At 39.7% G+C, this 13,558-nt stretch carries 12 protein-coding genes, 1 tRNA gene and 1 other annotated feature (1 of these 14 running past the window's edge); of the genes, 8 read left to right on the forward strand and 5 right to left on the reverse strand.

From position 1 onward, the window contains the following. Positions 1–215 precede the first annotated feature (215 nt). The 6 genes from BN1875_RS10745 to BN1875_RS10770 all read left to right on the forward strand — a co-directional run bounded on the left by BN1875_RS10745 (position 216) and on the right by BN1875_RS10770 (position 6,870). A complete protein-coding gene (locus tag BN1875_RS10745; RefSeq protein ID WP_048604835.1) occupies positions 216–983 on the forward strand; it encodes an ABC transporter ATP-binding protein in 768 nt (255 codons plus the stop codon). Beyond that, positions 973–3,021, forward strand: a complete 2,049-nt coding sequence (locus BN1875_RS10750) for an FtsX-like permease family protein (protein ID WP_048604836.1) — start codon at positions 973–975, stop codon at positions 3,019–3,021. Before BN1875_RS10745 ends, BN1875_RS10750 begins: the two co-directional genes overlap by 11 nt. A 125-nt stretch (positions 3,022–3,146) precedes the next feature. Then, entirely contained in the window at positions 3,147–4,232 is a 1,086-nt protein-coding gene (locus tag BN1875_RS10755; RefSeq protein WP_048604837.1) for a M42 family metallopeptidase, read from the forward strand. Positions 4,233–4,250: 18 nt separating this feature from the next. After that, the gene (locus BN1875_RS10760; protein WP_048604838.1) at positions 4,251–5,039 is read left to right on the forward strand and encodes a DUF975 family protein; all 789 of its coding nucleotides are present in this window, start codon (positions 4,251–4,253) and stop codon (positions 5,037–5,039) included. A 73-nt stretch (positions 5,040–5,112) separates the two neighbouring features. Beyond that, positions 5,113–5,853: an MBL fold metallo-hydrolase gene (locus BN1875_RS10765; RefSeq protein ID WP_048604839.1), complete on the forward strand. Its 741-nt coding sequence runs from the start codon at positions 5,113–5,115 to the stop codon at positions 5,851–5,853. 12 nt (positions 5,854–5,865) lie between these two features. Then, positions 5,866–6,870, forward strand: a complete 1,005-nt coding sequence (locus BN1875_RS10770) for a lipoate--protein ligase (RefSeq protein WP_048604840.1) — start codon at positions 5,866–5,868, stop codon at positions 6,868–6,870. Between the two features lie 50 nt (positions 6,871–6,920). Here BN1875_RS10770 and proS read toward each other — a convergent pair whose 3' ends face one another. Both proS and BN1875_RS10780 read right to left on the reverse strand, forming a co-directional pair. Continuing rightward, positions 6,921–8,360: a proline--tRNA ligase gene (gene proS / locus BN1875_RS10775; RefSeq protein ID WP_048604841.1), complete on the reverse strand. Its 1,440-nt coding sequence runs from the start codon at positions 8,358–8,360 to the stop codon at positions 6,921–6,923. Between the two features lie 333 nt (positions 8,361–8,693). Beyond that, the gene (locus BN1875_RS10780) at positions 8,694–10,523 is read right to left on the reverse strand and encodes an ATP-binding protein (RefSeq protein WP_048604842.1); all 1,830 of its coding nucleotides are present in this window, start codon (positions 10,521–10,523) and stop codon (positions 8,694–8,696) included. Positions 10,524–10,706: 183 nt separating this feature from the next. On the opposite strand from BN1875_RS10780, the gene BN1875_RS10785 reads away from it, so the two are divergent. Both BN1875_RS10785 and BN1875_RS10790 read left to right on the forward strand, forming a co-directional pair. Beyond that, positions 10,707–11,228, forward strand: a complete 522-nt coding sequence (locus BN1875_RS10785; protein WP_231586083.1) for a signal peptidase I — start codon at positions 10,707–10,709, stop codon at positions 11,226–11,228. Between the two features lie 152 nt (positions 11,229–11,380). Further along, on the forward strand, positions 11,381–11,650 hold the full coding sequence (locus tag BN1875_RS10790; protein ID WP_048604843.1) for a hypothetical protein: 270 nt from the start codon (positions 11,381–11,383) through the stop codon (positions 11,648–11,650). A gap of 123 nt (positions 11,651–11,773) precedes the next feature. Here BN1875_RS10790 and BN1875_RS10795 read toward each other — a convergent pair. The 3 genes from BN1875_RS10795 to BN1875_RS10805 all read right to left on the reverse strand — a co-directional run bounded on the left by BN1875_RS10795 (position 11,774) and on the right by BN1875_RS10805 (position 13,400). Continuing rightward, positions 11,774–11,847, reverse strand: a tRNA-Arg gene (locus BN1875_RS10795). 139 nt (positions 11,848–11,986) lie between these two features. Further along, positions 11,987–12,673, reverse strand: coding sequence for an O-methyltransferase (locus BN1875_RS10800; RefSeq protein ID WP_048604844.1), 687 nt, complete (start codon positions 12,671–12,673; stop codon positions 11,987–11,989). Positions 12,674–12,764: 91 nt separating this feature from the next. Further along, a complete protein-coding gene (locus tag BN1875_RS10805; RefSeq protein WP_048604845.1) occupies positions 12,765–13,400 on the reverse strand; it encodes a uracil-DNA glycosylase in 636 nt (211 codons plus the stop codon). 132 nt (positions 13,401–13,532) lie between these two features. Beyond that, positions 13,533–13,558: a sequence feature (ribosomal protein L21 leader region), on the forward strand; it runs 46 nt beyond the window's last position.

A 13,558-nucleotide genomic window follows, 5' to 3' on the forward strand; every position in this document is an offset into this window, starting at 1 on the left:
TAGATATAGTGGGTAAAAATGTTTCATAAGAAAAACCAACACAATATATAGTGTATAATTTTCGTTGAAAAAGTATGAAAGCTGATGAACATAGGCTTTTAGGATTTATAAATTTACGGTAAAATGAATAAAAAATTTTCTATCAAATTTCGTAACCTAAAGTCGTGAAACTACTAGAAATTATGCTACCATGAATTATGAAGGGAGTGACGCGGATGAAAACGATTATTGATGTCAAACATTTAAGCAAGACCTATGGGAATCGTTTTAATCAGACGAAAGTGTTGGATAATTTGTCCTTTACAGTGGATAAAGGGGAATTCGTGGGGATTATGGGTCCTAGCGGTGCGGGAAAAACCACGCTAATGAATATTTTGTCTTCGATTGCACTGCCGACATTTGGAACGGTTCATATCGCGGGGCAAGATGTAACAAAAATGAGTGAAACAGAATTAAGTGATTTCCGCCGAAAAAAAATCGGTTTTATTTTTCAGGAATTTAATTTATTAGAAACATTAAATGTGCGGGACAATATTCTCCTGCCTTTAGCCATTGATCGTTTGCCACTGACTGAAATGGAGCAGCGGGTGGCGCATGTGACGGAATTATTGGGGATTCAAATGCTTTTGAAACGATCCCCTGAAGAATTGTCTGTGGGGCAGAGGCAACGGGTAGCGGCGGCGCGAGCCTTGGCAACTCATCCAGAAGTAATTTTTGCCGATGAGCCGACGGGTGCCTTGGATTCAAAATCTGCAGGTGAATTATTGAACTATTTAAGTGAGATCAATTTAAAAGAAGATGCAACTATTTTGATGGTGACTCATGATCCGTACACTGCCAGTTATTGCAATCGTATTTTATTCATCAAAGACGGTGTGTTTTTTGCGGAAGTCGTGCGCCGTGGTTCTCGAAAGGAATTTTTTGACAAAGTAATCGATATGCAGGCAACTATTGGTGGAGGAGGGCGGCGACATGCTTTATAAATTGGCGTGGCGCAGTTTTTTGAAACAATTCCGCAATTATGCGGTTCCGTTTCTTTGCATGACAATGGCTGTCATGAGTTTTTACTCTTTTTCGGCAATCACCTATGATTCAGCCCTGATCAAACGAACCAGTCAAGACGTTCAAATTGAAGGCATACTGAATCTTGGAAATTTTTTAGTGCTGCTGATTGTATTAGTCTTTATGCTAAGTGCCAATCGCTTTTTTATCGTGAAACGACGAAAAGAAATCGCCTTGTATCAACTTTTTGGGTTGAAACGGTTGCGAATCGTCGGGCAATTTCTATTGGAAACGTTTGTACTGAATAGTGTTTCCTTTGTTATCGGTATTCTTTTAGGTGTGATTTTGTCAAAGTTTTTCTCAATGATTTTAATCAAAGCCATGGCTTTAGAAATCGACAGTGAGTTTTTTATCTCTTTTCCGTCGATTCTTTTCACAGCAAATGTGTTCCTATTTGTTTATCTTGTACTGGCGTTGCAAAATATTTGGATTTTATCAAAAAAACAATTGGCAGAACTTTTTTCAAAGGGGATGGCTTTTCCTTCCTCCCAAACAAAGGTTTCCTTCTGGTCGATTCTTTTTGGCAGTATGGGGCTGATTTTTATCGGCAGCGGTTATTTTCTTGCCTTTTTTATTCATGACCTTTTATTTGATTATATTGGTAAAACCCATGATTTGTGGATCGTTTTTTGGCTGCCTTTACTGATTCTTACGCTATGCGTCGTGGGAACGTATTTATTTTATCGTTTTACAATCAAAAGCCTGATTCATCTGTTGCGAAAACGAAAAAAAAGCTACCAAGGATTGACCTTGTTCATGCTGAATAACAGTCGGGTCCACGTGCTTCGTAGTTGGCGAAGCCTTTCGTTAACGACGATTGTTGCTGCGATTGCTATTGCGATCATTGGTGCCACAATTTCATTAATTGCATTAAATTCTCAAATGGTTCGAAACAGCAATCCGACAGATTTTCAGGTTCGACAAGAAAGTTTGCCAACCTTGCAACAGGTGATTCAGGGAAATAACGGAAAAATCACGAACGAGACGTTGTTACAGTATAAGGCTACCGGCAGTTATTTGAGCTTGAAGGTCTTGAACACCCAACAAACCCAGCAGCAACAGCTCATTAATTTACTGACGATTGATAATTATAATGAATTTCGAAACGTTCAGTCTAGCTTGCCAAAAATTCAGTTGAAAACCGCCAATGCTGCGGTCCTCTTTGATTACTCCTACAATAGTTTTCGAGGAATCACTAGTGTGGAGCGGCAGATTTATCTAGAAGATCAAGTGACTTTGGATTTACAGAAAATGTATCCCGATTATTTAGGTGAGAGCTTTTTAAGGTATAGCGGGTCAGTTTTAGTCGTCAGCCAGCAGGTGTTTGACGCTGTTGAAGGGATTGATTACACGGTGGCAATGGTGGATGTTGCGGGTGTTGCTGATCAGGAAAAATTAAATCAGCAGCTCAACACAGTGTTGCCTCTGACTTGGTCGGATGAAATTTATTTTGATTACGACCGGCAGGGAACTTCTTTTACTGGCAGCATCCAGAAAAAAGAAATCAATGGAGCCGCCGGAGATTTTTCCGGTAGCAATGTTCGAATGAACCAAACCAGTCGTTTTCCGGCCATCCGACGTGCTCGTCGTCAGGCGGGAATCTCTATTTATGTTGCTTTATTTATTGGGGTAATTGTGATGATTACGACCGCAAGTATTTTGATGCTGCGACAGTTTTCAGAAGCCGAGAACGAAAAAAATGCCTACCAACTTTTGAAAAAGCTAGGTGTGTCACAAAAAGAGATTCGCCATTTGATTTACCAGCAAAATGCTTGGATTTTCGTGCCGCCGATTTTATTAGGAACCGGTCATGCAATGTTTGCTATTTATGTATTGAATCAATTTATTACTAGTGACAATTATTGGCTTGCCTATCTGTTTTGTGGCATTATGGCTGGTGCTTATTTGATTTTCTATATAATCACAGCCCAAATTTACTCACGAATTATCGAAAGCTGAACAATGGATGTCTAAGTATCGCAGGTTTTTAGTGAGAGAGTACCATTAGTAGGGAATGTGGGTACAAAAAAGAAAGAAGAATGGTATAATTTATCAGTAGAAATATTTTATGAGGAGCGACAGAAATGTTAGATGGAAAAGAAGAACAATTATTGATCGATCTTACTTCTGCTCGGGGAGTTCCGGGAAATGAAGAAGAAGTAAGAGAGGTATTTAAAGCGTACGCCAAACCGTTTGCTGAAGATATTTTTTTTGATGGCCTAGGCAGTGTTGTTGCAAAACACACAGGAGAAGGTGGCGGTCCGAAAATCTTTATTTCTGGTCATATGGATGAAGTAGGATTTATGGTGACCAAAATCACAGAAAAAGGGTTCATCGAATTTCAAACCCTTGGCGGCTGGTGGGGACAAGTTATGTTGGCACAACAAGTCGAAATCAAAACCCAAGCTGGTAAGATCATCCATGGTGTGATTGGTTCAAAACCGCCTCACGTTTTAAGTCCTGAGGCACGAAAACAACCTTATGATGTGAAGGAAATGTTTATCGATATTGGCGCATCAAGTGACAAAGAAGCAAAAGGATGGGGCATTCGTCCCGGAGATATGATTACCCCTTATATTCACTATCAACGCTTGAATGATGGAAAATTCTTATTGGCAAAGGCATGGGATAATCGGATTGGGACCGCCGTTTCACTGCGAGTATTAGAAATTCTGTCAAAAGAAAATCATCCTAATTGTTTATTTGCCGGTAGTGATGTGATGGAAGAAGTTGGCTTGCGAGGAGCCAGAACCAGCACCCACTTAGTCAATCCAGATATCGCAATTGCTCTTGATACCGGAACTGCAGGAGATACGCCGGGAATGACACCGAAGGAAGCAGATTCTGAGTTGGGCAAAGGACCGCAAATTTTGATTTTTGACGCTTCTATGATTCCTCACAAAAAATTATTGAATTTTGTCATCAATGTGGCGGAAGAATTAGAGATTCCCTTCCAATATACAGTAATTACCGGTGGTGGAACCGATGCCGGTCAAATGCACTTGACTCGTGATGGTGTTCCTTCTTTGGCAATCACGGTGCCTGTTCGCTATCTGCACTCTCACACATCAGTCATCCATGAAGATGATTATTTGAATACGGTAAAATTAGTAACAGAAGTAATTCGTCGTTTGGACGATCAAACAGTAAATGAATTGAGAAGTTATTAAAAAATTAGGAGGCTTTCCATGCAAAAAACAAATCCAGAATTAAGAAAACAGGCAAGAGAAAGATTGGCCGGTCAATGGGGGATGAATGTCTTAATCGTTTTTCTATCGATTTTTGCTAGCGGAATCGTCCAAAATATTTTTAGCGGCATCACGAACTTTAAAGCAGAAAGTACACAGGCAACTGTTCTTGACTTTTTGGTCAGCAATCTTGTGTTGTTTGCCTTTACTTATGCGACTTATTTTGTAGCATTGTACGTTGTTCGTGGTGGGAAGGCAGAAGCGGGACAGATTTTTGTCATCTTTAACAAAAAATATTATGTGCCGATGATGATCATCAATTTTCTAAATAGTGTGGCGGGTTATCTGGTGGGCTTAATCGTATTTTTACCTTTATTGGTAATGTTCGGTGCCAGTGTCTATGCTGCGTTAGTGGTTAGTAACGGGACAAATACTGATGCAATTTTTCAACACATTTTTGGCGATAATTTACTGTTAGTCTTACTTTTCTTTTTGTTGGTTCTTGTCTTGTTGGTGGCATCAAGCATCGTTACCGGTGTCTTTCAGTTTGCTGCTTGGGCAAAAATGGACTTTCCGGATTTGAAAGTTGGGGCCAGCTTGAGCTACGGTTGGAAATTATTAAAAGGGCGAATCGGACAATACATTTTGCTGCAACTGTCCTTTATCGGCTGGTATATTTTGGGAATGTTGGCTTTTGTTATCGGTACGTTATGGGCGGTGACTTACGCCAATGTCAGCATCGCCGCTTTTTACGACGATTCCCGCAAACAGATCGGTGATCCAATCTAAACGGTTGAAGTGTTTCCTTTTTGAGGAGACACTTTTTTTGTGCTAGCATAGAGAAAAAAGGAGCGTGTATAAAATGAAATTAACGGTTTTAGGCTGCTTAGGTGCCTATCCTTACCAAGGAAAGGGCACAACCGGATATTTATTGGAATCGGGTGATTTTCATTTGTTGCTGGATGCAGGGAGCGGGACCTTACTTGAATTAGAAAAAATTCTAGATCCTCTGGCACTGGATGCAGTGATTTTATCCCACTATCATTATGACCATATTGCTGATCTGGGTGTATTGCAATATTATTGGCAGTTGTACCCGACGTTGGAACCCAAACCACTTTTACCCATCTATGGCCATACGTTGGATGAGTTTCATTACAACGAATTGACGTTGCCGGGAGTGACAGAGGGTCGTCCCTATTTTGAGACGAAACAGTTGGAATTGGGACCGTTTTCTGTTACATTTATGAAGACGATACATCCAGTCACTTGCTATGCAATGCGTTTTGTTGAAACTAGTACAGGGAAAGTTTTTGTATTCACTGGTGACTCAGGCTATTTGGAAACTTTTCAGGAATTTGCAAAGGATGCGGACCTGTTTTTGGCAGATACGTACTTGTTTGCCGGAAATGAAAAACACAAAGCCCATTTCACTTCCAAAGAATCTGGAGAAATCGCCAAACAGGCACGTGTAAAAAAACTGGTGTTGACCCATTTGCCACAACAAGGAGAGTTGAAACAGTTAAAAGCGCAGGCAGAAGAAGCTGCGGATTTTCAAGTATCGGTGGAGCTGGCAGAAGTGGGAAAAACATTCGACATTTAGGAGGACGAGAGTGTGATTTTTGTACCAAATGAAAACAATGACCCTAGAATCAATCTTGCAATTGAAGTTTTTTTGCTTCAAGAAATGAAAGTCGATGAACCAATTCTGCTTTTTTATATCAATGAACCATCGATTATCATCGGACGGAATCAAAATACCATTGAAGAAATCAATAAAGAGTATGTCGACGAACAAGGAATCCATGTTATCCGTCGCTTCAGTGGTGGTGGTGCCGTTTATCATGATTTTGGGAATTTGAATTTTAGTTTTATTATGCCAGATGATGGCAATTCCTTCCGAGACTTTGAAAAATTGACGAAACCGATTATTCAAGCCTTACATGAAATGGGGGTTGAAGGAGCAGAATTAAAAGGGCGTAACGATTTAGTCATTGATGATATGAAGTTTTCCGGTAATGCAATGTATGCAACCAACGGACGGATGTTTGCCCATGGGACGATTATGTTTGATAGTGACATCAATGAGGTAGTCAAAGCCTTGAAGGTACGTAAAGATAAGATTGAATCAAAAGGAATCAAATCAATCCGTTCTCGAGTAACGAATATCAAACCGTTTTTACCAAAAGAAAATCAAGGAATGACAACCGAAGAATTTCGTCAAGAGATTCTGCTGAAAATTTTTGGTGTTTCTTCAACGGATGAAATAAAAACCTATGAACTGACTGAGGAAGATTGGAAAAAGGTTAATGAAATTTCTGATCAATACTACCGCAACTGGGATTGGAACTACGGCAAGTCTCCAGAGTTTGAAATTGAACGCCGCAAACGATTCCCAATCGGGTCCATTGATATCCGTCTTAATGTGGAAAATGGCAAAATTTCTGAAGCAAAAATTTTCGGTGACTTCTTTGGGTTAGGTGATATCAAGGATGTTGAAGATGCACTGCTGGGTATCAAATATGAAAAGGATGCGTTGACGACGGCTGTTGCGTCGATTGATGTGAAAAAATATTTTGGCAATATTGAGCCGACTGACCTGTTGGAATTGATTTATTGATAGTAAAAAGCGACCTTGACTGCTGTTGCAGTTTCAGGTCGCTTTTTTAATTAATACGCACGAGCAATCCAAACAGTATGTTTAGCAGGTTTGCCGCTGACGATATCGACAGTTTTTTCCATTGGTGGTGCAAAAGGAATGTTTCGTGTAGTAAAACCAGTTTCTTCTTTGATTTTTGCTTCCGTTTCTTCGGTACCATCCCAACCAATCAGAACAAATCCAGGAACTTGATCTGCTTCCTTGCATCGTTCGATATGGGCTTTTAGATCTTCCAAGGTATCGATGTCGAAATGTTCATTTTCTTTGTTGCGATCGCGGGCTGCTTCCAATAACCGTTTTGGCATGACGGCTAATTGTTCTTTGACGTACTCATTCAGATCATCAAAGGAAACCGCCGTTTTTTCTGATAAGTCGCGAACTTTAACCATGACATGATTGTTTTCTAGATCCCGAGGACCGCATTCAATTCGTAGGCAGGCACCTTTTAATTCCCACTCGTGGAATTTATAGCCGGGTGAATTATCGGTATCATCTAGACGTACACGATAACCAGCCGCTTTAAAGGTAGCAAACAAAGCTTCTAATTTTTCCAAAATAGCGGGATTCTTTTTCCAAGGCCCTACTGGCATCAAAACGATTTGAGTTGGCGCAATCGTTGGAGGGAAAACCAACCCGTTGTCATCACCATGGGTCATAATCAAAGAGCCTAACAAACGAGTAGAGATTCCCCAAGAAGTGGTGTGAACAAAAGTGTGTTTGTTTTCTTTTGTCAGATAGGTGATGTCAAAGGCATCCGCAAATTTTGTTCCCAAATAATGGGAGGTTCCGGCTTGAACAGCCTTGCCATCTTTCATCATGGCTTCGATAGAGTAAGTATCTACTGCACCAGCAAAACGTTCAGAAGGGGTTTTTTGTCCTTTGTAGACAGGAATTGCTAAAAATTCTTCGCACAGTCGCGCATACTCATCCAAAATTTTCATTGTTCGAGTTCGAGCGTCTTCTTCATTTTCATGGGCAGTGTGTCCTTCTTGCCATAAAAATTCTGAAGTCCGTAAAAATGGGAGAGTCTTCTTTTCCCAACGAAAAACATTGGCCCATTGGTTAATTTCATAAGGCAGATCGCGGTAGGAATTGATCCAGTCAGAAAAGGCAGAGCCAATCATCGTTTCCGAGGTTGGTCGCAAAGCCAAAGGTTCTTCTAAGTCCTCATTACCGACTTTGGTCACCCAAGGGAGTTCTGGGGCGAAGCCTTCGATATGATCAGCTTCCTTCATGAAGAAGCTTTGAGGAATCAGCATTGGGAAGTATGCATTGCGAATACCTTCACTACGTAAAAATTTATTGAATTCTTCTTGAATATGTTCCCAAAGCTCATAGCCGTCGGGACGGAAAATAATCGAACCTTTTACGGGTGAGTAGGCCATCAGTTCCGCCTTTTGGATCGTTTGTAGATACCATTCTGTAAAATCATTTTTTTGTTCGTTACTCATGTTGTTTCCTCCTTTAAAAATAAAAAAGCATTTCATCCTAATAAAAGGACGAAATGCTTGGACTTCGCGGTACCACCTTTGTTGACTGTTTTTTACAGTCCTGCTCAAAAAAGGATAAGGGCTTTCCCCCGACTTCATCACAAGTCATTCATGCAGGTGGCAGGTTCGTAAAAAGAGCGGGTATCAAACTTACAGCCGTGGTTTGACTTTCTGTGACCATCTTACTACTACTAATCCAACTACTTTACATAGTAAAAGGCAAAGACAAAAATTGCAAGAACAATTTTTTATTTCTTTGTTGAAGAAAACATAAGATAAAGATAAAGCTGTTCATCAGGCAGAAAGCAGGATATCCAAACGATCTGTTTTCTCAGTTTGTTTCTTATCCAATGTACCGGCATATTTGCGGAGAACAGATTCAATCATCCAAAGATCGAAGGTTTCTTTTTCCGGCAAATCAGTGGTGATACCTTTGTCAAAAATATTTTTGTGATAATGTGCTGTATGCTCACAGGAAATTTGTAGTACTTCCTGTTCATAGCTGATATTTAGATTAATTTGTCGTTTTTTTGGATCATTGATGGCATAGGTTTCCCGCAAAGCATGTTCGAAAAGATGCGCAAATAACTGTGTCAGGTCTTCATCTGGAATCGCCAAGGTCTCAGGAAGTGTCACTTGAAAATGAGTGGTGATACTTTTTTGATCGGCTAATTTTTGAAAACGAGCCAGTAAAAGATTCGTCAGCGAGTGCTCGGAAAAAGTTTGTAGTCCTTCAAAATCTTTTGCGTCTTCTAAAAGCTGTTGAATATATTCGGTAACAGCTTCAGTTTGTCCTTCACCACCAAGCTGTTTTAGTGCCAGCAGGTTTTTCTTGAATTCCAAACGCAAATGTTCGACTTCTTTCAAGTGCTGAATCAAGGTGGTGCGGTTTTCTTCTAGCAGGGCGGTTTTTATTTCTAAGAAATGTATCTGTCGTTTATTTTCTTCGTTGCCGCCGATAAATTCAAGGACAGTATATACAGTGATAACCAATAGAATAATCACAAAAAATAATCCTGACCAATTGATGGTGTGATTATTGGCACCGACAATGTCACTAATATATAGAAAACAGTGTGCAATCGCAATGAGAATGATCCATGGGGTACAGATGACAAAAAAACGGGTTTTATGAATGACTTCCGCAATACAGGCAAGAGAGGCAGCCAGAGTTGAAAAAACGTTCATGGCATCGATAAAGGACATTAGTTCCGGTAAATCCCGCTTTGTGAAGACAGCGATACCTAAAATCAACAGGCTGATAGAAATGTGCATGGAGACCCACATTCGATAAGGACGCTGAACGGCCTCCATCCGACTGCAATAATACGCTGTAAGAAGTAACGGAACTAAAGTTGCCAATACGTTGGCAAGGGTAGAATTGACGGATGGTCTAAATAAAAGGCCACTGACAATATCCCCGGCTGCTGCTTCCATGCCGACAGTAATTGCAAAACAACCAAATAAGATCAATCGAAGATGCAATTTTTCTCCTTGCCAAAGTTTACGACCAACAAAACCAAGGACTGTGACACCGATAGAGACTGCTAAAATAAAAATTAGAATTTGTGTCAGGGAGACGGAAAACACGTAAGACATCAACGAATTTGCCTCGCCAAGAAAAACTCGCGGAGGTAATCCAGCATATTTTTGATAGGGAGTAGCAATCTCAATACGTAAGGTTTTACCCACATATTCTTTTGGCATTTGAATCTCCGTTAATAATTTTCCTGGATTTTTTCCATCTATTAAGTGAGTATCCGCGGGAGAATATTCAAAGAATTGCTCGTTGTCTAAGAATACTTTCATCCATTGATGATTTCCTTGAATTAAGATCTCCGGGTGGGCCGATTTGCGGACCATCTGTCGTTCCATCACCATTACTTCATCTGGATCAATGTTGGGCAATTTTTGTAAATGTTGGCTTTGAAAAACCGTTTCAGGATCATCTTGTGAAAAATAAGTCCATGTATCGGTAATCTCTGCCATCTGCGAATTAGAAAAAGGGGCAACAATCGATTTGATATAAAAACCAATGATCAGAAAGAAGGTAAGAAGAATCAGAAGATAAGGCAACCAATGCCAATAATTTTTTTTAATACTCTCATTATTTAACGAATTCATAAAATAATATCCTTTCGTTTTCTAATTTCAGATTATTAGAAGAACATCTGTTAGTCAACCTAAATATATAAGATGTGAGCTAAAGCGGTTAAAGTTATAAAATAACAGTTAAAATGATTGAAAAAACATAACTAAAACTATATTATTAGAAATAGGAAAGAAAATGATTAGTGAGGTGGTCAAGTGAAACGAAGAGGGCGAATCGGGGTCGTCACATCTATCGGTCTGATTTTTTTAATGGCAATTTCACTGCTGGTTGTTTTACTCCCTCACTTATTAGGAATGTCTTTTACCATTGCTAAGGACCATAAAATGGCACCGACATATCCAGAAGGCAGTTTAATTTTTGTTAAGAAAGAAAAACCGGAAAATATTTTGGTAGGAGAAATCATCACTTACTATGTCAATCAAGGGGAAAACATCAAAACACGGCGGGTGGTGGCAAAGGAAGAAGAATTTGCCTTTTATACAAAAGGCGATGGCGCCGATCAGATGGAGGTGGGGCTAGTCAGTAGCCGCAATTTGATTGGACAGCCGGTTTGGCACCTGCCATATGTGGGGCACTTTGTTTCTCGACGGGTGATCCAAATAGCCATAATTATTTTCTGGATGATTGCAGGATTTTTGACGGTTACAACACTGGGATTGATGGTGGAACAATTAGCTGCGAAACCTAAAAGGAAACAATCCAATAGTCGTTTTTAAAAATATTTTTTGAAAAAACACATTCTTATTTGACTATCTTTTTTGTACGTATACAATAAAAGAAGGACGGTAAATAAGCTGCGTCATTTATTGCGGTGAGGTTTTACCCTTCGTAAAAGAAATCTTTCTAAGATGGAAAGGATGTTAGCAGAATGGAGACATATTGTGGTCTGCTAGTCAACACCCATGTTTTTCAAGAAAAACCGATGATGCTGACGGGAGTACAGTTGAAGGTAGAGGGAAAAATCGTTAATTGTATCATTAAAGATCGTTACCTTGCTAAATACGTGCTACGGCTTCCTTTGAATAAATATATTCTTGAAGTAAGCGGAAAATGGAACAAACGCGAGCAGTTAGTAATCAAAACGATGTCTATCAAAAATATTGACGAGTACATCAAAATTATTGGCACACCTGAATAAAGTCAAAAACACGCTTGCAAGGGCGTGTTTTTGTTTGGGTTTTATAAAGATAAAAAATTATTGGCACAAACTTGTGTTAAGACAAAAAACCGCTAAGAATCACCATTCTTAACGGTTTATTAACGTCACAGGAGGGATTCGAACCCCCGACCGTCCGCTTAGAAGGCGGATGCTCTATCCGGCTGAGCTACTATGACATTTCAGCAACAAAGCTAATTATAGAAAACCGAACCGGTAAAGTCAATCCATTTTCGCTAATTCCTGTGCATTTTCCTAAGAAAGGTCTTTTCGAAAATCTCCTTAGACGTTCTATTTTTTAGGAAAGTCCGTTTGCAATCAATCAATTGTCACCTGCTCTTGTTCTTTGGTGATCAAAATGATGCCATCACCTAATGGTACAAGGCTAGAGGTCAAATCAGGATGTGTCATGACCACGTTGAGAAATTGATTCAGTTTCCGATGGATGGATCGATTTTTGCGAGGAATTTCTTCATCAGGCAATAAAATCGTTCCTCCTTGAAAAATATCATCTACCATTAAAACGCCGCCTTTTTTTAAAAGTCGTAAGCATTCTGGTAAAAATTCAATATATTTTGCTTTGGCACTATCCATAAAAATAAAATCATAAGGACCAGGCAATGTGGGTAAAATTGTTGCGGCTTGTCCTTCCAACAACGTGACACTTTGTTCGAGATGTAATCTTTGATACGTCTTTTTTGCTTTTTCAATCATCACATCAAAGCGATCAATAGTTGTCACGTGACCGTCTTTGCCGATCGTTTGTGCCATTAAACTGGAAGAAAACCCGATGGCTGCACCGATTTCCAGAATGTTTTTTGGTTTTATTTGACCAAGTAAAAATTGAAGAAAGACGACTGTTTCATGGGGAATGATCGGTACGCCTTGCTGATTTGCCTCTGCTTCGATTTTTCCGAGTTCATCTGTTAATGGTTTCTGTTTTGTTCGCATGAAGTCCACTAAGTCTTCTTTTACAATTGGACGATGCATCATTTCATTTTGCACAAGCTCCACCTCGTTGTTCATTATAGCTGAGAGTAGGGAAACGCCGCAATCTTTTTTCTCAGCCAGATTTTTAAAAGATGTTTCTTTTGATTTATTGCAATAGCGTTCCGATTACCCGCCAATCTTCTTCAATCAAGGGTTGAAGCTTTCGATTATAGAAAACGGCAGCGGGATGAAATAATGGAACAATCGTGTAACTGTTTTTTGTCCAACTATATTTCTCCTGTCCGGCATCCAACTGTAAAATCGGATGCTGAACAATTTTCCCGTGGGCGGATGTAATCACATATTTTGGTCCCAATAATCGTTGTAAGCCGATGTTTCCGACAGTGGCAATCAATCGGGGGGCAACTTTTTTTATTTCATAATCTAAAATAGGTGCATGGGCAAGTACTTCCTTTTTGTTTGGCGTCCGATTTGGTGTAACGATTTCTTCTTCACCAGTGCGTTTATTTTTTCGTTCTTTAACAGAAAACGGACGACTGCGAACTGCACTAGTAATATATACTTCCTCTCGCGTCAATCCAACACTGTCAAAGCATTTCATTAATTCAACTCCTGCTTGGCCACTGAAGGGAATAAAATTGGTGATTTCTTTTCTTCCCGGTGCTTCACCGACAATCATCAATTTTGGCTGGAGTGGTCCTTGACCAGGAACGAATCCTTCTAGTTTAAAGCCAACCGAGCGTTGGAAAACGTCCGCTACTAAAGAATCAGGATAGTTCATTATGGATGCCTCACTTTCTGATCATCAGTATAAATTGTTTGCTGAAAAAATGAAAATAATATGGAAAACGGCAGAAATCAATTGACGCTGCTGTTTTTTTCTGATAAAGTGTTCTTGTTGTAATTGTGGACTCCACAGCTACAACCGCTCAGAACAAG

The sequence above is a fragment of the Enterococcus massiliensis genome, from assembly GCF_001050095.1.
GTDB lineage: Bacteria > Bacillota > Bacilli > Lactobacillales > Enterococcaceae > Enterococcus_C > Enterococcus_C songbeiensis.